This window comes from Rothia sp. HMSC067H10 (genome assembly GCF_001810635.1).
Taxonomy (GTDB): domain Bacteria; phylum Actinomycetota; class Actinomycetes; order Actinomycetales; family Micrococcaceae; genus Rothia; species Rothia dentocariosa.
This window is the reverse complement of the sequence record NZ_KV802317.1, coordinates 259,222-281,588: the sequence shown is the minus strand read 5'-3', so window position 1 is coordinate 281,588 and position 22,367 is coordinate 259,222. Positions and strand designations below refer to the sequence as shown.

Annotated in this window: 17 protein-coding genes; 8 read left to right on the top strand and 9 right to left on the bottom strand. The window is 49.9% G+C overall.

What is annotated here, in order from left to right; genetic code table 11:
- Positions 1-141 precede the first annotated feature (141 nt).
- From HMPREF2756_RS08290 to HMPREF2756_RS08275, 4 genes are all read left to right on the top strand, one after another.
- Positions 142-1,506, top strand: coding sequence for a hypothetical protein (locus HMPREF2756_RS08290; protein WP_070620219.1), 1,365 nt, complete (start codon positions 142-144; stop codon positions 1,504-1,506).
- 695 nt (positions 1,507-2,201) lie between these two features.
- A complete protein-coding gene (locus HMPREF2756_RS08285; protein WP_246825899.1) occupies positions 2,202-3,542 on the top strand; it encodes a hypothetical protein in 1,341 nt (446 codons plus the stop codon).
- A gap of 155 nt (positions 3,543-3,697) precedes the next feature.
- Positions 3,698-5,014 carry a hypothetical protein gene (locus HMPREF2756_RS08280; protein WP_070620213.1) on the top strand — a complete coding sequence of 439 codons (1,317 nt, stop codon included), beginning with the start codon at positions 3,698-3,700 and terminating at the stop codon, positions 5,012-5,014.
- A 133-nt stretch (positions 5,015-5,147) separates the two neighbouring features.
- Complete coding sequence (locus HMPREF2756_RS08275) at positions 5,148-6,581, top strand: alpha/beta fold hydrolase (RefSeq protein WP_070620210.1); 1,434 nt, start codon at positions 5,148-5,150, stop codon at positions 6,579-6,581.
- Positions 6,582-6,657: 76 nt separating this feature from the next.
- Here the strand turns inward: HMPREF2756_RS08275 and HMPREF2756_RS08270 are convergent, their stop codons facing one another.
- Complete coding sequence (locus HMPREF2756_RS08270) at positions 6,658-7,260, bottom strand: NAD(P)-dependent oxidoreductase (RefSeq protein ID WP_013398991.1); 603 nt, start codon at positions 7,258-7,260, stop codon at positions 6,658-6,660.
- Positions 7,261-7,418: 158 nt separating this feature from the next.
- Here HMPREF2756_RS08270 and HMPREF2756_RS08265 point away from each other — a divergent pair, with 158 nt between their 5' ends.
- Positions 7,419-7,817, top strand: coding sequence for a winged helix-turn-helix transcriptional regulator (locus HMPREF2756_RS08265; RefSeq protein ID WP_070620207.1), 399 nt, complete (start codon positions 7,419-7,421; stop codon positions 7,815-7,817).
- A gap of 21 nt (positions 7,818-7,838) precedes the next feature.
- Here the strand turns inward: HMPREF2756_RS08265 and HMPREF2756_RS08260 are convergent, their stop codons facing one another.
- The 5 genes from HMPREF2756_RS08260 to HMPREF2756_RS11550 form a co-directional block, all read right to left on the bottom strand.
- A complete protein-coding gene (locus HMPREF2756_RS08260; RefSeq protein ID WP_070620203.1) occupies positions 7,839-8,534 on the bottom strand; it encodes a hypothetical protein in 696 nt (231 codons plus the stop codon).
- 154 nt (positions 8,535-8,688) lie between these two features.
- Positions 8,689-9,372, bottom strand: a complete 684-nt coding sequence (locus HMPREF2756_RS11055; RefSeq protein ID WP_083301704.1) for a transcriptional initiation protein Tat — start codon at positions 9,370-9,372, stop codon at positions 8,689-8,691.
- A 209-nt stretch (positions 9,373-9,581) separates the two neighbouring features.
- Positions 9,582-11,750 (bottom strand): excinuclease ABC subunit UvrB, encoded by a 2,169-nt coding sequence (uvrB, locus tag HMPREF2756_RS08255; RefSeq protein ID WP_070620200.1) that lies wholly within the window; start codon positions 11,748-11,750, stop codon positions 9,582-9,584.
- Positions 11,751-11,864: 114 nt separating this feature from the next.
- Positions 11,865-13,064 (bottom strand): hypothetical protein, encoded by a 1,200-nt coding sequence (locus HMPREF2756_RS08250; protein WP_246825898.1) that lies wholly within the window; start codon positions 13,062-13,064, stop codon positions 11,865-11,867.
- 139 nt (positions 13,065-13,203) lie between these two features.
- Complete coding sequence (locus HMPREF2756_RS11550) at positions 13,204-13,896, bottom strand: IMPACT family protein (protein WP_246825941.1); 693 nt, start codon at positions 13,894-13,896, stop codon at positions 13,204-13,206.
- Between the two features lie 33 nt (positions 13,897-13,929).
- Here HMPREF2756_RS11550 and coaE point away from each other — a divergent pair, with 33 nt between their 5' ends.
- Positions 13,930-14,550: a dephospho-CoA kinase gene (gene coaE, locus HMPREF2756_RS08240; protein WP_246825897.1), complete on the top strand. Its 621-nt coding sequence runs from the start codon at positions 13,930-13,932 to the stop codon at positions 14,548-14,550.
- Positions 14,551-14,665: 115 nt separating this feature from the next.
- Here coaE and rpsA read toward each other — a convergent pair whose 3' ends face one another.
- Positions 14,666-16,126, bottom strand: a complete 1,461-nt coding sequence (gene rpsA / locus HMPREF2756_RS08235; protein WP_004004572.1) for a 30S ribosomal protein S1 — start codon at positions 16,124-16,126, stop codon at positions 14,666-14,668.
- 322 nt (positions 16,127-16,448) lie between these two features.
- The gene (polA, locus tag HMPREF2756_RS08230) at positions 16,449-19,394 is read right to left on the bottom strand and encodes a DNA polymerase I (RefSeq protein ID WP_083301702.1); all 2,946 of its coding nucleotides are present in this window, start codon (positions 19,392-19,394) and stop codon (positions 16,449-16,451) included.
- Between the two features lie 229 nt (positions 19,395-19,623).
- Between polA and HMPREF2756_RS08225 the strand changes: the two genes are divergently transcribed.
- The gene (locus HMPREF2756_RS08225) at positions 19,624-20,901 is read left to right on the top strand and encodes a dicarboxylate/amino acid:cation symporter (protein WP_070620188.1); all 1,278 of its coding nucleotides are present in this window, start codon (positions 19,624-19,626) and stop codon (positions 20,899-20,901) included.
- A gap of 79 nt (positions 20,902-20,980) precedes the next feature.
- On the opposite strand, the gene HMPREF2756_RS08220 is transcribed toward HMPREF2756_RS08225, so the two are convergent.
- On the bottom strand, positions 20,981-21,394 hold the full coding sequence (locus tag HMPREF2756_RS08220; protein WP_037230878.1) for a nuclear transport factor 2 family protein: 414 nt from the start codon (positions 21,392-21,394) through the stop codon (positions 20,981-20,983).
- A 112-nt stretch (positions 21,395-21,506) separates the two neighbouring features.
- Between HMPREF2756_RS08220 and HMPREF2756_RS08215 the strand changes: the two genes are divergently transcribed.
- A complete protein-coding gene (locus HMPREF2756_RS08215; protein WP_037231482.1) occupies positions 21,507-21,971 on the top strand; it encodes a PaaI family thioesterase in 465 nt (154 codons plus the stop codon).
- The last annotated feature ends 396 nt before the right edge of the window (positions 21,972-22,367 follow it).

Genomic DNA, 22,367 nt, shown 5'->3' with positions numbered 1-22,367 from the left:
TATATTGTTGATTACAGATTAAGGTTCGCCTATGTAATTCTTTGCGTCTGTTGTGCTCAGTAACGCATCCCGGAATTTGCTCTGATAGGCAAACAGGGAAAGACAGTATCACTACATCTCAGACATTTAGGATTATCATACGTGGCAAGCTCAATTTCTAGACGTCGTATTATTCAGGGCACCACATGGGCAACCCCCATTGTTATCGCCAGCTCCGCCGTTCCTGTATACGCATCATCCCGCGAAAAATGCGTTCCCGACATTTCTGTCCCGGTTAACCAGAACCTCACTAATGATGGGTCATCTACCCTAGAAGCTTTCACCATTCCTGCTGGTGTTGAAACCGTTACTTTCCGCATTACTGGCGGTGTGGGCGGCTCTTACCGCGGTCTTGCAATGCATGGTTCCGGCGGCCGAGGCGCACTCATTACTGGGACTCTTGCGGTCAAGGAGAATGACGTTCTCAAGTTTGTTCTTGCTGGGGGCGGCGCCTATAACCGTGATAAGCCGACGGAACCAGGTAAGGGCTGGGCTAATGGCGGTTCACACGGGCCATCCTACAAAACGACCGACGCACGCACCGTCAAATTCTTTGAAGGCCCCAACACTGCCGAGGAATACTACGGCCCTACAGGCGGTGGCGCATCTGCGGTATTCCTCAATGACAAACTCATTGCTGTCGCCGGTGGAGGTGGCGGAGCGGGAACTAGGTTCTACTCCTACACCGTATGGAACGATATGCAGTCCGGCCCCCAACCCAAAGAGTTTCTCCCTCTCGTTCTTGAAACAACCGAAGCTGCCCAAGGCGGCAGCGGCGGCGCTGGAAACGGCGCAAATGGCAGCTCATTCTCTGAGATCTACAAGTTCTTCCCCGGTCCCAGCATAAGAGCAAACGGTGGTTTTGCGGGAGAAAATGGCAAAGGCGGCGCTGGCGCAACGACAGGTGGTCTGCGCAATATGGATTCCAATGCTTCCATTATTTTTGCCACTAACGATGAAAACGACGTATTTTATGAGGATGTAGCTGGCAAATCGGGTGAAGACGCTACCCTTGACGGAAATAGCCTCGGCAATAACGGCGGCACAGGTGGTGGCAGCGTAGTTGGTCGCGCCTTTGTCGATAACCGTCAGTTTACCCACAAATATCTGCACCAGGGCGCGCTTGTGCACTCCTCAACCGGTGGCGGGGGTTACGGCGGGGGCGGCTCTGGCTCCGTAACAACCGCAGGTGCTTATGCTTCTGATCAGCGCTGGGTTAAATACGACCGAGGCGGCTGGGCTCCTGTTGGTGCTGCCGCTGTGTCTGGCGGCGCGGGTGCGGGCGGTTCATACCTAACCCATGACGATGCTCTCCTTGAAGGGCAGATCCTACCGGATCTGGCCACCCGTCCGGCTACTGCTTTGAGCCGTATTAACGCAGTAGCAGAACTTTCTTGGTGCCGCCTCCCCAACAACGAGGACCCCAAGAAAGAAAACTCGGATAATAAAGACAATAAAGGTGAGTAAGTAAAGACAACGCCGAATAGCATATGATGATGCTTACGCGTTACGGTGTTCTCTAGAGATAAGGCTTTGCATGTGTAGAATTTTGACCATGCAAAGCCTTATCTCATATACCTCAAATAAGTAAAACTTTATATCAATACTATTTCGAATCTGACTTCATGTATGTGTATCGAAAGCCATAAATTTTATCAAAAATAACTTTACCAATAAATCATTTCTAGATGCTCCCTACATCAAAATATCTTCTCATGCATTCATTATGCTCCCTCATTCACTACATGATACATTTTTAATATTTTTACTCAATATCATTCCGTAAGAGGTTGAGAGATTTGTAAATATCACATCAATATTGACGTAAAATAGTGAATTTTATAATATTCTCAACTTTGGGAATACATTTCACAGAGAAAATACTCTATAATCCTTAAATAATCCATGCGCTTCAAATAATCGCACTATATCCATCCTCGAAAGGCGCCACTACACAAAATAATTTAGGACTTTCTCATCTCCGCAGAGCAGTTTCATATCAGAGTTTTAACAGCTCTGACTGATAAATCTGCAGAGATACCAAGGATAATGACACCTATCGCCTACTAATGACAGTGGTGATAATGCCATCATTCGATAGTGCGTCAAAACTAGCGCTAAGGTTTTCATATCACTCACACATCAAACACTGGAAGGATACAATGAAGCATTCCATATCTCGCCGCAACGTTGTTAAAGGTGCTGCGTGGGCTACTCCTATGGTCATAGCAAGCGCTTCTGTACCAGCTTTTGCATCATCGCTGTGCACCCCAGGTATTACCCTAGATGTACCCACTAACACTACAACAAACGGTGATTCTGTAACCCACACCTTCACCGCTGGCAATATTGAAGTCATGACCTTCACCCTTTTGGGCGGAGCCGGTGGTACTTATCAAGGCAATGCCCGCGATGGCCACGGTGGTTCTGGTGCTCTTGTTACCGGAACCCTTGATCTTAACCCAACCGATGAGGTAACCATTATCATTGCTGGCGGCGGAGGCCCATATAATAATAGCCCGTCTACACCGGGTAAAGGCTGGGCTGACGGTGGCTCTCATAGTGAAGCGATCATGGATGAAAATGAATACACGAAGCGGTACAAGGAGCATTCTAGCAAGAGCCTAATAAACGAGCTATATGGTCCTACTGGCGGCGGTGCATCAGCAATTCTCTTGAATGGTACTCCTATTGCTATTGCTGGCGGCGGCGGCGGTGCAGGGGCTCGCCAGATTTCGCGTACTTCTTGGAATAAGGAGTTTTACGGTCCGCAGCCTGAAAGCTTTAAAGGTCTCAAATTCAATACAGGCGATATGGCAAGCGGCGGTTCTGGCGGACGTGTGGGTGAACGCGGCGGCAGCTACCAAGAAACCTACTTGTTCTTCCCAGGACCTGCCCTCAACATGAACGGTGGTCTTGGCGGCGGTAATGGGCAGGGCGGAGCAGGTGCACCTGCAGGTTCCTTGTCTGATCCGAAGAGCAACAGCGCTATTTCCTTTGAGGGTTCACAAGAGCGCTACTTATTCAGCCAAAACGTTGCCGGTAACGCAGGTGCTGATGCTACCCTCACAAAAAATTCCCAAGGAAATAATGGAGGTCAAGGCGGTGCAGGCGTGGTTGGTATCGGTATGGCTATTACCTGGTACCGCACAAGTGATCTGAACCAGTGTTCCATTCTCCACGGCTCAACCGGCGGCGGTGGATACGGCGGCGGCGGTAGCGCGTCAGTGACTACTGCTGCCGGTTATGGCGCGGATCAATCCTACGCCTCTGTCACAGGTTGGGTTGATGGGAACTACATCGAGGGGGGATACTGGTCACCAGTTGGCTCAGCGGCGTTCTCCGGCGCAGGTGGCGGTGGAGGGTCCTACGTCGATACCTCTCGCGTCTATGACTCCAGTATAACTATTGGTAGCAACATTGGTAAGCCCGGTATGCGTGTGAATGGCGCGGCAACCGCTGTTGTATGCCGTAATTTCACAGCAGATAAGAAGACCAAGTAAATAAAGTACGGTGCGAAATACTTGTACGTATTTCGCACCGTACTTCTTATCCCTCTAATGCGTGTAACTAGGGAGTTACCCTATACGTATGATCGCTCTATCTCCCCTACTGCACTTCGCAAATCTTTATATCAATTTCTCAAGGAGTTAAACCCATGAAAGCAAAATCCTCCCCCTTCTTATCTCGTCGAACTCTTGTACAGGGGTCGGCGTGGGCTGTCCCCCTCGTGACAGCAAGCGCTACCATTCCCGCTTACGCATCATCGGTGGAATGTGAATATGGCGGCTACGAACAGGCCTTTGCAAATACCTCAGCCGACGGTACGTCGCGTACATATACTGTAACGGTAGATAAGAAAACTAAGGCCTTCAAATTTTCTATTACCGGTGGCTCTGGAGGCTCGTACCAGGGGTCTGCCCAAGGTGGCATCGGGGGTGCGGGAGCCACAGTCTCTGGTGCTGTCAATGTCAACGAAGGTGACGTTATCACCTTCATTGTGGCCGGTGGAGGCGGCCCTTATGGTTTTACTGCTTCTACGCCGGGACGCGGTTGGGCAGACGGTGGTTCCCATGTTGGTGCATATATTGGCACTAATAGTCAGGTACAAAGGTTTCAGGAGCATCCAGGCGGATTGATGGAGTTCTATGCTCCTACGGGCGGAGGCGCATCTGCGGTTCTTCTCAACGGTACTGTTATCGCTATCGCTGGCGGTGGCGGTGCAGGAGGCGGTCGCCAGACGCTTTATACGGACTGGCGAGAAGATAGCCTTGGACCTCGCCCAGCAGACTTTAAATCCCTTTATTTCACTCCGGGTACCGTCGCTAATGGTGGTACGGGAGGCTCTGGCGACACGAACGGCGGTAGTTATGAAGAAATATACCACTATTTTCCAGGTCTCGGACTCAAAATGAATGGTGGACTTGGTGGCCGTGACGGGCGCGGAGGTGCTGGCGGCGCTGTTGGCGGTACCGTTAATACACGGAATATCACTTCGGTTTCCTATGAGAATAATGCCGAGCATTCCACAATAAACCAGTACCTTGCGGGTAGCATGGGAGATGATGCACGTCTAACGGGTAATGGTTCCAACGGTGGTACTGGGGGTTCCGGTGTCGTCGGTATCGGCATGGTGAACACGACGAATTCATCCGATGAAGAAGTTAACCAATGTTCTATTCTCCACGGCGCAACCGGTGGTGGGGGTTATGGAGGCGGTGGTTCAGGTTCGGTAACTACATCGGGCGGCTACATCACCGATCAGAGCTGGACTCGTGAAACATATGGACCGTGGACTACCCGTACATGGTCTCCTGTGGGTGCCTCTGCTTTTTCGGGCGGCGGCGGCGCAGGCGGTTCATATGTAGATAGCTCGCAAGTCTATAACTCTAATATTTCTTCAGGCACGACCCCGGGTTCCCCAGGTCGTCGTGTTAATGGAACCGCTGAGTCTTCGCTGTGCAAGCTTTCCTAACACATTGAGTACGCACATGTAAGCGAATCTGACTTCTTGCACTACCATAAAAACTATCGCGCTCTGCCTTAAGAGGTAGGGCGCGATAGACTATACACATGATGAGTTTATAGGTACGAAAGAAGGTTCACCGTTGACCATTTCTGCACTTCCTCAAGTTGAATACCGCCAAGGCACTGTCGTCAAACATGATGGATACGAAATTATCGACCATTGGTTTCAGGTTCCGCTCACTCACGGTCTGATTTTTTCTAAAGGGCGTGATGCCGCGCTATCTTCACGTTTTGCAGATCAAAGCATCAAAATTTTTGCTCGTGAAGTCATCAATACAAGCGAGACTCTGACTCTTCCCGTCGAGAAGCGTCCCTATATCGTCTATCTACAGGGCGGTCCTGGGTTTGGTTCCCCTAAGACCGGTTCCATCGGTGGGTGGATAGCCGAGCTGGCTAAAACTCACCGCGTTATCCTGCTGGATCAGCGTGGTACCGGTATGTCTTCTCCCCTATCCGCACGCAACATTACAGCGGTGGGTGACCCCCAGATTCAGGCCGAATATGTTGAGCTTTTCCGAGCAGACTCTATCATCGCAGATGCGGAAGCTATACGCGAGGTCTTGCTCGCCAGCCGTAAGGACAAGCGGTGGTCAACCATCGGTCAGTCCTTCGGCGGATTCTTGACTCTGTCTTACCTGTCCTTCGCCCCACAATCACTGCGTGATTCGAGGATTACTGCGGGTTTGGCACCAATTCGCACCACAGTAGACAACGTGTACCAGCATACCTTCGATCGTATGGCTGAGCGTAACAAGGAATACTATGAGTGGTTCCCCGAGGATGCAGCTCTCGCTACTCGCATCGCAGAACATCTGCGGACCCACGAAGAGTACCTTCCCACGGGTGAACGCCTGACCGATCACCGTTTTCAGATGGCTGGTCACTATTTAGGTGGGCGCTGGCGCGAGCGCGGTCTGCACTACTTCTTAGAAACTGCTTTCGCTGAAGGAGACGATCGCCTCTCAGATCAGTTCCTCTCATCTATGAGCAGCGAAGTTTCTTTCCTGGCAAATCCTCTCTACGCCCTCATGCATGAGACGATCTATGCAGATGGTCCCGCTGACGGTACCTTGCCGGGCATTGCGGGTTATGAGCTCTCACCTTCGCCCGCCCCCACTAATTGGGCAGCGGCACGGGTAGCGGCACAGCGCCCCGAGTTTTCTCCTGAGGCCGATACTCTCTTCTTCACGGGCGAGCATATTTTTCCGTGGTACTACGAAGAAGATCCTGCCCTGCACCCTCTGGCAGATGTTGCGCAAATTCTTGCGGAGAAGAAAGACTGGGGCCGACTCTACGATCATGAACAGTTGCATCGGAATGAGGTTCCGGTAGTTGCTGCAGCTTACAATCCAGATATTTATGTGGATTTTGAGAACTCAATGGAGACAGCCCGCTGGGTGGGTAATACTCAGGTGTGGACCTCAAAAACTCATCATCATGATGGTTTTGGTTCCGATCCACTCACTATTTTGGGCCATTTGAAGAATATGCTAGCCGAGGTCCATAATCAGTAAATTCTTTGTGAATACTAAAATCCGGTACAGCTTCTTAAGAAGCTGTACCGGATTTTAGTATTTCCAACCCTACATTTTAGTGAGCAACGGTAAAACGAACACCAGGATGTTTCGGGGTTTCCGCTTCGTCAAGCAGAGCAACAGCAAAATCCTCAGCACTAATCTCAGTACCAGCAGGAGTGTCAAGCGATACATTGTATTTTCCGGTGCGCTCACCGGGACGGATAAGAGGTGCGGGGGAAAGCAACGTCCAAGCTAGCCCGTCGGATGCTCGGTATTCTTCAAGGATCTGACAGAAAGCTTTGGCTTCATTTTTGTACGCCTCGGGGAACCCAGCGGTATCAACGAGACGCACACCATTTTCGTCCATGAGGGAACCGGCACCACCTACAATCAGTAGACGACCAGCAGGCTTGGCTGCAATTAGCGCCTTATGGGCGTTGATAACCGGATCTGCAGAAGTACCGCGACCGGCAGAAACAGCAATAATGGTAACGTCGTGACCGTTAACGATTGAGACAAGTTCGTCGGTGTTAGCTAGATCAACAGTTTTGCTTTCTGCACCGGGTACAGCATTGCCAGAACGGCTGTATGCATCGACCTGATGCCCGCGCGCAACTGCCTCTGCCACAGTGCGCTCCCCGACCATGCCGGTTGCCCCAATAACCGCGATGTTCATCTGTATATCCTTTCCTGTTTCCAAGCACGCCAATAGCTCGGATTTTTGTCTTGTACTCCCCCAGCTTGCCGGGCTTCCGAGACAATAGTATCCTTTAGTAACCAGATACCTCAAGGTAATTATAGAAACTTTCTCAATTTTTGGACTGGAAAGTAGTTATGGCTGCAACTCTGACATCACATAATGGAGCCCCCGCCAATATTCTGGCTAGCGCGTGTCCTTCACGTACTGTATTGCGACATCTTACGGACCGCTGGACTCCTATGATTGTTGCTGTTCTTGCCGATCAGCCAAGTGCTCGTTTTGGGGAGATTAAGGATCATATCGAAGGGTTATCCCCCAAAGTTCTTACCCAGACTTTGCGCTCCATGGAGCGCGATGGCCTGCTCACCCGCGCGGTCACGGCTTCCATGCCACCACGTGTAGATTATTCATTAACTCCGCTTGGTAATACACTTATTGCCCCGATGAATGCTTTACGCCAGTGGGCAGAAACTAATATGAATGCAGTTCTCGCCGCCCGCGAACGTTACGATCAGAACGTTGTTGCCTCATAGTTTTCCCTAGGCAGGAAGCATCTACCCCGCAAATTCAAAGCAGGGTGAGGTAATTCCGATTGCTCGGGCTACGACTTTATCGTGCCGTTTTTCTTCTGCGGCAACAGTAATAACAGTTTCGAGACGGTAAAGCCCCTCCTGAGCAGTTACATAAACCTCATGCGCAGACACCTGCCCGCCAAGAGGAACAGAGGTTGATTTGTTAGTGTTCTGTCTCGGCTTTGTCGTATAGGTATGCCCACTGTTACGCACCTGGACCCCATCAGGGTCATAGAGGTAAACATCCAACTTGACGTCACCTTTGCCTTTGCGCCTACCATGGTCTGCGTCATGTGCCGCTACAGAGTATTTAAAAGAATACCGACATCCTGGTCGTAGCTGAGCTTCTGAATCGTAGCCAGCACGGTACGCAGTGCGCAAAATAATACTCGCTTTTTCATTGCCTGCTGCGGTGCTTTCCGACATCCAGTATTCCTGCCCACCAATAATTTTTATCCCATTCGAGGCAGGCGATATCAGTTCCCCGGATGTAGGATTGGAGATAGACCACCGCTCCAGCTGGGCAAAACTGGGTCCAGGTACATCTTCACAGCCGGAAGCTGCAAAAGCTGGTACTGTCACTGCTGACAGCACTGCAGGTACCGCCCAGGCTATACCTTTAGTAACAGTGCGGCGATTTGCCTTGTAATCGCAGCTCTGCGACGCACCGGTTCGCACAGGTATTGTTCCTTCTTTCAAGTTTTGATGACCACCTAAACCCTTATGGAACAAGAACAAATCCAGAGTGTAGGCATACGTGTAAATCTATGCATATGCACTACGACATTATTATCTTTCTGTGCATGTACAAGGTTATGCAAAATAATCTACTTTACATTGGCTCAAAAATTGGCACAGTAAAGCCAAGACCACGATTCTGGACTCGACGAGACTCCAGACCCTCGGCAGGAACGTCAAAGACAGCCTCAAACCTATAGACTCCAGGAATTGCTTTGAGAGTCCATTCTTGTGCCTGTATATCTTCACCTAAGGGAACTGAAATAAACCCCCCAGGTTGTCCAGCGGGGTCAGTGGTATATCGAAGAGTTTTCCCGTTAATAAGTTTTCCTCGAGGATCTCTCAGGGTAATAGTTACTTTAGGATTACCACGGTATTCTCCGGAAGCTGCTCGTGTTTCTATAGCCGTCATATAGATACGTACACGATACATACCACATTCAGTATTTAAAATACTGCTGTCATCAGCTCCTGATTCAAACCCCGCAGTAATCCTAATAGTAGCGGGTTCTTCGCCTAAAGCAGTTGTATTTGAAATCCAATATTCTTTTCCATGAAACGTGCTCGGACGATTAGATCCAGCGGACTTGAGTTTTCCTCTGTCTGGATTCTTAATGGCCCACGAACCCGCCTGGCGAAATCCAGGGGCGCTCTTAGGATCACATCGGGATGCAGCAACTGCTGGAACCGCTGTAGAAGCGACCACTACCGGGGTAGCCCATGCGACGCCCTTAGCCACAGCACGTCGATTAATAGGTATTGACTTATTTCTGGGCAAAAGCTTCTCCTTGAATGCCTATGCATATCTTGTGAGTGAGTGTAATTGCTTCTCTGCTAACAGGTAATTATAACGCGCAAATTCCTATACATCTGTGAAGCGAAAATAACGCATATCTTCATCGAAGCAATATTCTAAATTTTAGGACAAAACACAATATCTCAACAAGTATAAGGTTGAACCTTTATATTTTCATTCTTAATAAGACATTACGCATGCCCAGCTTCTCGCATCTGCCGAAATTCTTTTTTGAGATCGGTAAGTTCATCACGTAAACGTGCCGCTAACTCAAACTGCAGGTTTTCTGCAGCCAGACGCATCTGCTCACTCAATTGTTCGATAAGTTCCAACAGATCCTCAGCAGGCTCAGCTGCGAGGCCATCGGCGCGAACACGGTCTTGAGCTTTGGCAAGAAGAGCATCCGACTCTGGAGTACTTGCTACGATCTTCGAGGAAGTACTTGACCCTGTCTTCGCTCCGGCTTCAACTGTTCGAGAACCTTTCTTACCGCTCTTGCGTAATTGCAAAAGCTCATGTGTGTCTTCCTCTTCGCGAGCGAGAACATCTGTAATATCCGCAATTTTCTTCCTCAGAGGCTGCGGATCTATGCCATGCTTCCGGTTATACGCCTGCTGAATCTCTCGACGACGGTTCGTCTCGTCAATAGCAGTACGCATTGAATCGGTAACAGTATCTGCATACATATGTACCTGCCCCGAGACGTTACGCGCTGCACGACCAATCGTCTGGATGAGCGAGGTCGTCGAACGTAAGAATCCTTCTTTATCAGCGTCCAAAATAGCCACCAGTGAAACCTCAGGAAGGTCCAGTCCCTCACGAAGCAGATTAATACCTACCAGAACATCAAAAGTGCCCAGGCGAAGCTCACGTAACAGCTCTACGCGTTTGAGAGTATCTACATCGGAGTGCAAATATTGCACACGTACTCCATGCTGCACCAAATACTCGGTCAAGTCTTCTGCCATACGTTTGGTTAGAGTCGTCACCAAAACACGCTCGTCGCGTTCAGTACGCTCTTGAATTTGTTCAAGAAGGTCGTCAATCTGCCCCTTCGTAGGCTTTACAATAATCTCTGGGTCCACCAGTCCTGTTGGACGAATAATCTGTTCAACATAACCATCAGCCTGTGAAAGCTCATACTTGCCGGGAGTAGCCGAAAGATAAATAGTTTGCCCTATGCGCTCTAAGAATTCATCCCATTTTAGAGGGCGGTTGTCCATGGCAGAAGGCAGACGGAACCCATGTTCCACGAGCGTACGTTTACGAGACATATCGCCCTCGTACATGGCACCGATTTGAGGTACCGTCACGTGTGACTCGTCGATAATAAGCAGGAAATCATTGGGGAAATAGTCTAACAGACAATGCGGAGCCGAACCTGCTGAACGACCGTCGATATGGCGTGAATAGTTCTCAATACCGCTGGTGAACCCCATCTGTTCCATCATCTCAAGGTCATAGGTGGTACGCATACGTAGTCGCTGTGCCTCCAGCAGCTTCCCCTGAGATTCTAGCGTTTGTAAACGTTCCTGGAGTTCGTCTTCGATAGAGGCAATAGCGCGAGCCATGCGCTCAGGACCGGCAACATAGTGGCTCGCTGGGAAGACATACATCTCGTCTTCCTCTCGAATAACCTCACCCGTGAGCGGGTGCAGAGTATAAATAGCCTCAATCTCATCGCCGAAGAATTCAATACGAATAGCATGCTCTTCGTACATAGGGATGATTTCGACAGTATCGCCCCTAACCCGAAAGGTTCCACGGTGAAAATCCATGTCGTTGCGGGCGTACTGCATATTCACGAATTGGCGCAGCAGGTCATCACGATCTATCTCATCCCCGCGCTCAAGAGTGACCATCTGCTCCACATATTCTTCGGGCGTACCCAAACCGTAAATACACGATACAGTCGAGACCACAACAACATCGCGGCGAGTCAAAAGGGAATTCGTAGCAGAGTGCCGCAGGCGTTCTACTTCTTCATTGATCGAGGAGTCTTTCTCAATAAAAGTATCCGTCTGCGGAACATATGCCTCAGGCTGATAGTAGTCATAGTATGAGACGAAATACTCGACTGCGTTATTGGGCAAGAGCTCACGCAGTTCATTGGCTAACTGGGCAGCAAGAGTCTTATTCTGCACCATAACAAGCGTAGGACGCTGCACAGATTCGACCAGCCATGCCGCCGTAGCAGATTTACCGGTGCCGGTGGCACCCATCAGAACGATGTCTTTTTCACCGTTCTCCACGCGCTCAGTAAGCTCAGCAATGGCCTTAGGCTGATCACCAGCTGGCTGATATGGACTGACAACTTCAAAAGGGGCTACGACTCGTTTAATCTCCGGAGCAAGACTCATACATCTATTCTAGTTGATGTATTCGAGAAATCAGAGGGTTTCACTCTAGGAAGATGCATGCCACCATCTAAGAAATTGATGGGTCCAATATCCCACACGATCCAAACTTGATACTTATTTAACTATAGCTCCCGATAGCTGCATGAAATCTCGTACTGTCATGGGCAGGTAACCATTTAGCGCTCCTATGAGAGCGGCGAGCGTATTGTCTTCGTCAGCTTTCATCGGAATGCCGACCGCAGGCATAGTAATTCGTTGCTTATAAAGATCGAGTACGGCACAAACCGTGCGCCCTGGAACATCCAGAACGTGAAAATTACCGCGATGTGCAACCGGGCGAATATTTTCATCCGGGGTAATAATCAAAGATCGCAGATCTGGCGCAACCCGAGAATCAAACCGTGGAGCACCATTTTGCGACGGTGCATTACAGGTATCATCCTCATCAGTGCTCTGTGGAAAGCGCTCTCCTGCAAGAGCCGTTACTACGACGTACCGCGCCCCCATTTTCATGGCGCGGTGCACGTTAATTTCAGCGTACTCTTCAACACGGTATCCCAGCTCAAGCCCACATCGAATATCGTTCTCTGAATCTTCTACTTCTTCATCCCAGAAACATGAGAAGCAAGTATCTGGTGCACCCCGCTCTATGGTATGCACGCGTTGGTAGTCATCGTCGAGGAGCATAACAGATAGTTCATACCCGTCAGGAATTTCGCGTATACCTGTAGCACTCAGCGCCACAGCTTCATTGGAATTTCCCAACGGAAAAGTTTCCCACAGACTGGGTATAAAGGGGTTAACTGCACCATCGAGCGCTGGGTTACATGAGACCGGCTGAGGTTCGACTTCCATAGGCTGGTAAAAATCTTGAGGCGGCATGGTCACAATTAGTCCACGCATTTTAGGTGCCAGACAGAGTTCTAGGGCTAGGAGCAGGCGGGCAGCATGAGCACGAGTTACCACAGGGGTCTGGATGATATGCAGCATGCGAGAATTATCTTGAGAGATTTTCTCTCCCACGCCGCGAGCCGCATTGGAATACTGATTATAGAGGCGAACTAGGGTTCCTTGAGGAAGATTTTCGCCTACTTCTTGAAGAGTGACTGCAATACGTTCAATTTCAGAAGGAAAAGCACGGCAAATACGGTTAAGCTGTTGCGCAAAATCATGCGGCCGCTGCGCCAACACGTTCAGGAGCGTATCTAGGTTACCCTGCGCATAAGCATTGAGAATCTGCTCAACAGTCGCAGGTCCAATATCGGGCTTAGACGTATGTGTGATGGAGCTATGCTGTTCAGAGTTAAAATGCACGGGAAAATTCTCGGCTTTCACTTGCGGTGTATGTGGCAGACAATGCTGCACCGTATTCAACGTACCACAATCAGCACCAAGATACTATGCCTAGCCTAGTTTAAAATTTAGGGTATGCTCTAAATCTAATATGGCTGGGCTAAAAACATGGAATATCTACCCACCGAGTATCGTCCCATACGATATTTTCCCGACCAGAAGTTATTGCTATAACACGTTCCTGTGCCTCGCGCTTCTCCTGCTCCCGGTCGAAAACACCTAGAGAGATCTGGGCGCCGTCTACAAGATAATCCGTACCTAAGACTTCAATTCCTGATGCTCGAATCTCATTCTCCACTCGCCCAACCTCAGCCAGAGAAACTAAAACGGTGCCTACCCGCATCCGTTCCCGAGAATCAAAATGGGCGTTATCGAGAGTCTGCACCACCGCATCGGTATAGGCGCGCACCAATCCGCCAGCGCCCAATTTGATACCCCCAAAATAACGCACAACAACGGCCACAAGATCAGAAAGGTCAGTACCGCCCTCATCAATGCGTGTCTGGCGTGCTAAAAGAGCTTGAAGCATTGGAATTCCGGCAGTACCGGCAGGCTCGCCATCGTCCGATGAACGTTGAATTTCACGGTCCGCTCCAAGAACAAAGGCCGAACACACATGGCGGGCATCGTGATAGCTCTTCCGAAGCGAATCTATGTAAGCACGTGCCTCATCTGTTGTGTATACGCGTTTAACATGACCAATAAATTCGCTACGCTTAATCTCAAGAAGACTCTCATAGGGTGCTATTCCATGCAATACTGTGTATCGTTGTGCGCGGGATTCTTGGAACATTTGAGTACTCACAACTACTATTCTAGGGGTTTCATGGGCGTTACACAGTACCGTCGCTACGCTCTGACAGGCGGCATTGGAAGCGGTAAAAGCACAGTCGCGCGGATGTTCAGGGATCTAGGAGCCGTTATTATTGATGCAGATGCGATCTCGCGTGAACTCATGGATCCTGGGCAGGAAGTCCTTGCTCGCACAGTCAACCTCTTCGGAGAGTCCGTCCTCAATGCAGACGGAACCCTTAATCGTGCTCGTTTAGCGGAACGTATCTTTGCCCATGACGCAGAGCGAAAGAAACTTAATGCTATTGTGCATCCCAAAGTTCGTGCTCGCGCCTCTGAGATTGTTGACGATGCGGTAAACTCCCCCAACTTTTCGGGCATTATCATTGATGATATTCCGCTCCTGGTTGAGACTCAACGCGCTGCAGAATTTGATGCTGTCATTGCGGTACAGACAGATCTCCCCATTCGTCTAGAGCGACTTAGCAAATATCGGAATATGTCCTATGCAGAAGCCCAAGCACGCATTTCTGCTCAAGCCACCGATCAGCAGCGTGCCGACATTGCTCGGTGGGTTATTACCAATAGTGGATCTCGTGAAGATACTCAAGCACAGGTTCAAAAGGTCTGGAACGAGCTACGTGCTGAGGTCTAAAACTGGTACACGAGAAAAGGCGTACAATACTACGCGAGGGTCCCCCAGGTTTGGGAACCCTCGCGCGTGATATTTGTGCTCTAAAACTAGAGGCTACTCCATAAACGAGTAAACCTTAGTTGCCAGTCAGCTTCTTACGCAGCTCTGCTAGAGCCTCGTCAGATGCGAGAGTGCCAGCGGAAGACTTCTCATCGGAAGAGTAAGATGATGCGGGTGCTGGCTCAGCTGCGGCAACGGGAGCAGCAGCGGCTGCCTCTGCGTCAGCTTCAAGTGCTTTAGCAACCTGAACCTTGTGTGCTTCGAAGCGAGCCTGTGCTTCTGCATACTGTGCTTCCCAAGCCTCGCGCTGTGCGTCAAAGCCTTCAAGCCATTCGTTAGCTTCGGGATCGAAGCCTTCGGGGTACTTGTAGTTGCCAGCTTCATCGTATTCAGCTGCCATACCGTATAGTGCGGGATCGAACTCGGTAGCGTTGGGATCAACGCCTTCGTTAGCCTGCTTGAGGGACAGGGAGATACGACGACGATCCATATCAATATCAATGATCTTGACGAAGAGCTCTTCGCCCACCGAAACAACCTGCTCTGCCAAATCAACATGGCGCACAGCAAGCTCAGAGATATGAACCAGACCCTCAATACCATCTTCAACACGAACAAACGCACCGAAGGGAACGAGCTTAGTAACCTTACCGGGTACGATCTGACCCAGAGCGTGAGTGCGAGCAAATGCCTGCCACGGGTCTTCCTGGGTAGCCTTCAAGGACAGCGAGACACGCTCACGATCCAGATCAACCTCAAGAACTTCAACGGTTACAGGCTGACCAACTTCGACAACCTCGGAGGGGTGGTCGATGTGCTTCCAGGAGAGTTCGGAAACGTGAACCAGACCGTCCACGCCACCCAAATCGACGAAGGCACCGAAGTTGACGATAGACGATACAACACCTTCGCGTACCTGGCCCTTTTCGAGCTGGTTGAGGAAAGTGGAGCGAACCTCGGACTGAGTCTGCTCAAGCCATGCACGGCGAGAGAGAACAACATTGTTGCGGTTCTTGTCAAGCTCGATGATCTTAGCTTCGAGCTGCTGACCGATGTAGGGTGCAAGATCGCGAACACGACGCATCTCAACGAGGGATGCGGGCAGGAAGCCTCGCAGACCAATGTCAAGGATAAGACCGCCCTTGACAACCTCAATAACGGTACCGGTGACGACGCCGTCGTTTTCCTTGATCTTTTCGATGTCGCCCCATGCACGCTCGTATTGTGCGCGCTTCTTGGAGAGGATCAGGCGACCTTCCTTGTCTTCCTTAGTCAGGACGAGAGCCTCGATTTCATCGCCAACTGCGACTACTTCACCGGGATCTACATCGTGCTTGATAGAAAGCTCGCGAGAGGGAATGACGCCTTCGGTCTTGTAACCGATGTCGAGCAGAACCTCGTCGTGATCAACCTTAACAACCTGACCGGAGACGAGATCGCCATCGTTGAAGTACTTGATGGTCTCGTCAACTGCCTTGAGGAATTCTTCCTCGTTGCCGATGTCGTTGATTGCGACCTGAGGGATGTTGGTGCTCATGTAGTTAGGGCTCCAATTGGATTAATAATAGGTCGACGTCTCCGGCAAGTTTGCGAGCGCTCACTTACTGTTTCCTACTCAAAGCACGAGAGGTGACGTCGAGTCTGACGGATACTTACCGCGCGTATCATCCGGAAGATGCGTATGGTACATGCCTCTGGTGCATAGGGATGCTGATACACGCGATTACTAGTGTACGTGTTTTTCGGGCGTGTCGTCAATGAACGACGCGCATCGATGCGGGTATTTCTTGCACTATTCTGTGTGCAATATATTCCGAATAAGTCCGACGGCATCGTTCATCTCTCTTCGCGGCTTCTGACTAGTGTCCGGCTTCTTCCCAGGACTTGCCCCAGCCAACTTGCACGTCGAGAGGAACCTTCAGCTCAATAGCTTCACTCATCTCCTCTACTAGGATGCGCTGCGCTGCTTCGCGTTCACCGACGGCAACTTCGAGGATAATCTCGTCGTGAACCTGCAAGAGCATGCGGGTCTTGAGATTCTCTTCTTGAAGTCGGCGGTGAATGTTAATCATTGCGATTTTAATGATGTCTGCAGCTGTCCCCTGAATTGGAGCGTTGAGGGCAGCTCGTTCAGCTGCCTCACGTCGAGTTCGGTTTGGAGAGTCAAGATCTGGCAGTGAACGTCGGCGCCCATAAATAGTTTCGGTATAACCGTCGTTATGAGCCTGTTTGACGACCCCGCGCAGGAAACGCCCCACACGACCAAATCGTTTGAAGTAGTTGGTACGCAACTCTCCTGCCTCATCGGAACTAATATTAAGCTGCTTTGCGAGACCAAACCGAGAAAGACCGTATGCCAATCCATAAGACATTGCTTTAACTTTCGCACGCATCTGGGGTGTCACCTCTTCGGGGGCAACCCCGAACACCTCAGAGCCAACGTACCGATGCAGGTCTTCACCATCCGCATAAGCCTGGATTAATTTCTCATCGGCGGCGAGATGCACCATAATACGCATCTCAATCTGCGAGTAGTCGGCGGTGAGCAAACCTTCATACTCTACACCGTCTAAAACTTTTGGAGCCACGATAAAGGCACCGCGGATACGTCGTCCTTCATCAGTGCGGATTGGGATATTCTGCAGGTTCGGTGCCGTCGAGGAAAGACGCCCCGTTGATGCAGCATTTTGCTGGAAAGTAGTGTGTACACGACCATCTGTGACTGCCGCTTTTTGTAGACCTTCGACAGTCTGCTTGAGCTTGATATTATCTCGGTACGCCTGGAGCGCAATCAAGAATTGAGCACCATCTGATTCCGGCGATACTTTGGTCAACAAGTCAGCCACAGATTCTGAATCCGTTGAATACCCGGACTTAATTTTGCGGGTCTTCGGAAGACCGAGCCTCTCAAAGAGTACAGTTTGGAGCTGTTTCACAGATGCCAGATTGAGGGACTCACCATTGACGTCACCGCCAATAAGTACTTTCGCCTGTTCCTCGGCCATGGATGCGCGTGAGCTAAACGTATCATTAAGCTCGTTTAGTAAGGCATCTGAGACAGCGATACCCGCCTGCTCCATATCAGCCAGAACGTACAGAAGCGGCAGCTCAATATCTTCATAAATCTTAAGCTGGCCCTGTTCTTGCATTTCGAAGTGCAGAATACGCGCCAGTTCGTGAATAACCCGTGAAACCTGGGTAAAGTAACGTAGGTTCTCTTCACCGGGCATCTCAAAAAGTGAGGGTGCTTCCTCTGGGAAGACAAGTTCGCTGAATTCCTGTTGGGGAATCCAAAGATATTTCTCAGCTAAATCCTCAATACGTTCAGCAAAGAGCCTACGATTCGTAGCTGCTATGTATCCGCACATATATGAGGATAGTGACGGATCTTCGATGGCTCCATCGAGTTTATACCCGTACTCACGTAAGAGTTTCCGCTGATTTTTGAGATCCATCACGATCTTACGCATTTGAGGGTCAGAAACCCACTCCGCAAATGCTGAGGCGAGATCCTCGGAAATATTCGTCAGGTTGATCCACAGCGATGATTCTTTCGAGGTCAGAATAATTCCTCGCAGTACCGGATTCTCTTCAGCAGCGCGAATCTTAGTCTTGGTAACTTTCACACCTTCACGGGCTACAGGCACATCAATCACAGGGAAAAGCGTAACCGCGCCTTTAAGCCTTTCAGGAACCTCAATGGTATTACCCGATGCGTCACGCCCATACCCAACGTGGGCTGCATGCTCGCACCATGCACGAAAGTCTGCGGCTGATGTCACAGTGATCGCCTCATCGGTACGAATTGGCTCAAAGGTGGGACCACTCGGAACCCCGTTATCTGTCATGGGTTCTTCACCTGCGGTACGAGCTTGCGCGCCCAAAGCACGTATGACAGGCCCTAATATATCCTGGGCCCGCTTACGAATAGTGCGGAATTCCACTTCATCGAAGAACGCTTCAAGCTCCTGAAGGTCCGGAATAAACCGCATTTGATCGAACTCAACATCCAAATTGAGCGTGTCAACAAGCTGGTTGAGGCGACGGTTCCTGCGCACATTCTCAATGTTTTCGCGCAGAGCCTCACCTTTTTTACCTTTGATGTTCTCGCTATTAGCAAGTACACCTTCAAGATCACCGTACTCGTGAAGCCATTTAGCAGCAAAGCCTGGTCCAACTCCGGGGACTCCAGGCAGATTATCGGCTTGTTCACCGGTGAGCGCAGCGAGATCCGGATACAGCCGAGGTGGTACTTTTGTTTTTTTCTCAACCGCTGCAGGATCCATACGCTGAATACCCTTGGAGGGACCAGTCGTTACGGGATACAGCAATGTAACATCGTCCGTAACAAGCTGGAAAATATCGCGGTCTCCTGAAAGAATGAGCACTTTGTATTGAGCTTCTGATCCCTGCCGTGTCAGGGTCGCGACGATATCATCTGCCTCATAATTCTCCTGGGTAAGCGCCGGGATTTTCAGAGCTCCGAGCATCTTCTTGATGAGATCAAGCTGCCCGTCGAAGGCTTCAGGGATAACGTTACGACCGCTCTTATATTCGCTGTATTCCTCCGTGCGAAAAGTACCACCGGGCAGATCGAATGCCACCGCAATATGGCTAGGGTTATGGTCTTTAATAATGTTCAGCAAGGTAGACAGGAAGGCATGAACTGCTTCCGTATGCTGCCCGTCGCTTCGCACAAAAACATGGTTTCCCGTTTTCTCTGCCATTGTATAGATGCCAAAGAAAGAGCGAAGGGCCAGTGAATGTCCATCAATAAGGAGCAGGGTATTTTCTGAGTTACTCACAATCCCATTCTAGAGGTTTTCGACGGCGGGAGTGATAGTGAACGCAACGCGCCTGAAAACTTCTAAAAGGCCTAGTACCGGCTAGGCGTTTTCATGTCATGAACGTCTGTCCTGTCGCTGGATAAACATATTCATTCACGCTAGGATATAACTCTATACTTGAGTGTTCCCTGAGAATACCGGGGATGAGCGGCATGGATCTTATCGGTCCCAACACACATAGGAAATTATGAAACTACTCAAAAAGATCCCTCTCCTTGCTTGGATTGCGATTGCAATTCTTGCAGGTGTTCTTATCGGTGCTACAACTCCTGGGATGATCGGTGGCATAAATAGCGGGCTGGGTACCTCTATCCCTACCGATGTTGTAGTTCAGATCTTTGTCTCGTTCTCTACTGTTTTCAGTGCGTTCCTGAGCTTCTCTATCCCGCTTATTATTATCGGTTTTATCGTTCCAGGAATTGGTTCGCTAGCCCAAGGTGCAGGTAAGATGCTGGGCATTACCGTAGCTCTGTCATATCTTTCCAGTATTGTTGCTGGATTTTTAGCTTTAACGGCGGCACTATTCCTGTACCCTATTTTGTTGAAGGGGCAACGGTTAGAATCTTTTGATAACCCTGAAAATGCACTCTCGACAGGATACATCAAGTTTGAGCTTGACCCCATTATGGGAGTGATGAGCGCACTCATTCTGTCCTTTATCCTAGGTCTGGGAATAACAGCCCTCAAGACTCGTAGCATGCTCAATCTCTTCGAGGATTTTCAAGTTATCATTGAGAAGCTTCTCAGCTACGTTATTATCCCGCTTCTGCCCATCCATATCGTGGGCGTCTTTGCGAATATGACCCTTGCAGGCCAGGTTGCTAAGATTCTCTCGGTCTTCGGCATGGTATTCATTATGGTCATTATCTTGCACTGGATAACGCTAACGCTACAGTACACAGTTGCCGGAAGCGTTTCAAAACGCAACCCGTTTAGGATGCTCAAGACCATGATGCCCGCCTATTTCACGGCCATTGGAACTCAGTCCTCAGCAGCTACCATCCCGGTAACGGTTCGATCCGCGAAGAAGGCTGGTATTTCTCCTCGCGTGGTTGATTTCGCTATTCCGCTATGCGCTACCATCCACCTTTCGGGTTCTATGATCACGATTACTTCATGTGCAGTCGCAGTCCTGTATATGACCGGGCAAAATCCCAATTTTGCCTCGGTAACTCCAGTAGTGCTTATGCTAGGCATTATGATGGTCGCGGCCCCGGGTGTACCCGGCGGAGGTGTGATGACCGCCATCGGGCTGCTGGAGTCGATGCTTGGTTTCAATGAATCCATGATCGCCCTCATGATTGCTCTGTACCTTGCGCAAGACTCTTTCGGTACCGCAACTAATGTCACCGGAGATGCCACCATTGCAACGTTTACCGAACGTATCTCTAAGATGTTGGGGGTTGATCCAACTGCCGGGATTAGCGATGAAGACATCGAAAAAGCAGAAGCAATTTCGGCATAGCCTTGACCTAAACGACGGGGTGCGCATCCAGAAACCTTGGATGCGCACCCCGTTATTCATATGGAGCTTTACTTACACCTTACTTATTCCGTACGAGTGCTTCGCTAATATGCTGACATCCTTTCCAACCCCAATAGATGCGATGATTCACAATAAGCCCATCAGATATTTCCATGAGCTCTAAGATATCTATTTGTTCTCCTTCAGGAGTTTCTCGCGGATATTCCCACACCAAAGTTTTCCCATTAGTCAGATACTCCCCCGTGCGGTACCAACGTACAAGTTCATTCGGACGACGGTGGGTGCCCTCTTCCAGAAAATGCTTAATCGCTTCTCGTCCCCGCAAAACTCCGCCGCCAGCTCCGGGAATTATTGCTGGCACGAGGGGGCTTTCAAAAACTGCGTCCTCAGCATAAAGGCTGAGCAGTCCTTCAGTATCACGGTTTTTAGCGTACCGATGCCATTCTTCATAGATACGTGCATGATCATCCATATTCTTACACCTTCCAAAGCAGGAATCTCGTTTCTTCTCAATCCCGACAAACAGATACTTGATAAGAGCTCTTTTTCTACTCCACCCTATCACTGGGAGTACACTTGAAGGCATGACTGAATCTACCCCTAAACTATCTGCTGACCTTATAGCGCAGCTCAACGAGTACGGTGTACCCGCAGAGGCTCATAAATTCTTTCCGAAGGGTTTGGGAGAGCTAATCCCCCGTATGGGAATTATCTTTAGTGAGCTAACTGCTGAGCGAGCTGTGGCGTCCATGCCTGTGCAGGGGAATACCCAGCCTGTCGGTTTGCTCCACGGAGGTGCCTCGGCTGTTCTTGCAGAAACTCTTGGTTCATTAGCAGCAGGTATCCATGGAGGAGTTGACTCCATAGCCGTTGGGGTAGATCTCAATGCAACTCACGTGCGCCCCGCTATTAGTGGCCACGTTACGGGAATCTGTACGGCAGTTAAGCTGGGACGTACCGTTTGCGTACACACTATAGAGATTATGGATGAGTCCGATCGAACTATTTGTACAGCTCGTATAACTAATATGATCATTCCACGACCCTAAAGCAGACATATAGAGGATTGATATGGCGCGCCAACCGTATTCCAAACGCTATCCAAAAATCGTCCGTGCAAAACGTATTACATTGCCCTTAGCCATAGCTGCTCTACTGGTATGTTGGGTTGCCGCTATGGGAAATCCAGGAAGTTTCTGGTGGTTAGGACTTTTCATGGCAGCCGGCGTTTTACTCTGGGCTGGGTCCCCAACAGCACGCCCGATTAAAGGTCCTCATGGTAGTGATGACGATGACGACATAACCCGTATAATGCGACGCTAATACATTCATTTCAAGGCTGTCGTGAGCAAATAAAAGCGTAAAGCAGGAGTGTGGATTTTCAGGACAACAAGAGTCTTGTTGTCCTGAAAATCCACACTCCTGAATTTTATATTCTAGAGCAG

What these genes read in the sequence shown, in the direction of transcription:
- HMPREF2756_RS08285 (WP_246825899.1), top strand. Translation starts at nt 2,202, where the DNA reads ATGAAGCATTCCATATCTCGCCGCAACGTTGTTAAAGGTGCTGCGTGG.
- HMPREF2756_RS08280 (WP_070620213.1), top strand. Translation starts at nt 3,698, where the DNA reads ATGAAAGCAAAATCCTCCCCCTTCTTATCTCGTCGAACTCTTGTACAG.
- HMPREF2756_RS08270 (WP_013398991.1), bottom strand. Translation starts at nt 7,260, where the DNA reads ATGAACATCGCGGTTATTGGGGCAACCGGCATGGTCGGGGAGCGCACT.
- HMPREF2756_RS08265 (WP_070620207.1), top strand. Translation starts at nt 7,419, where the DNA reads ATGGCTGCAACTCTGACATCACATAATGGAGCCCCCGCCAATATTCTG.
- uvrB (WP_070620200.1), bottom strand. Translation starts at nt 11,750, where the DNA reads ATGAGTCTTGCTCCGGAGATTAAACGAGTCGTAGCCCCTTTTGAAGTT.
- HMPREF2756_RS11550 (WP_246825941.1), bottom strand. Translation starts at nt 13,896, where the DNA reads ATGTTCCAAGAATCCCGCGCACAACGATACACAGTATTGCATGGAATA.
- coaE (WP_246825897.1), top strand. Translation starts at nt 13,930, where the DNA reads ATGGGCGTTACACAGTACCGTCGCTACGCTCTGACAGGCGGCATTGGA.
- rpsA (WP_004004572.1), bottom strand. Translation starts at nt 16,126, where the DNA reads ATGAGCACCAACATCCCTCAGGTCGCAATCAACGACATCGGCAACGAG.
- HMPREF2756_RS08225 (WP_070620188.1), top strand. Translation starts at nt 19,624, where the DNA reads ATGAAACTACTCAAAAAGATCCCTCTCCTTGCTTGGATTGCGATTGCA.
- HMPREF2756_RS08220 (WP_037230878.1), bottom strand. Translation starts at nt 21,394, where the DNA reads ATGGATGATCATGCACGTATCTATGAAGAATGGCATCGGTACGCTAAA.
- HMPREF2756_RS08215 (WP_037231482.1), top strand. Translation starts at nt 21,507, where the DNA reads ATGACTGAATCTACCCCTAAACTATCTGCTGACCTTATAGCGCAGCTC.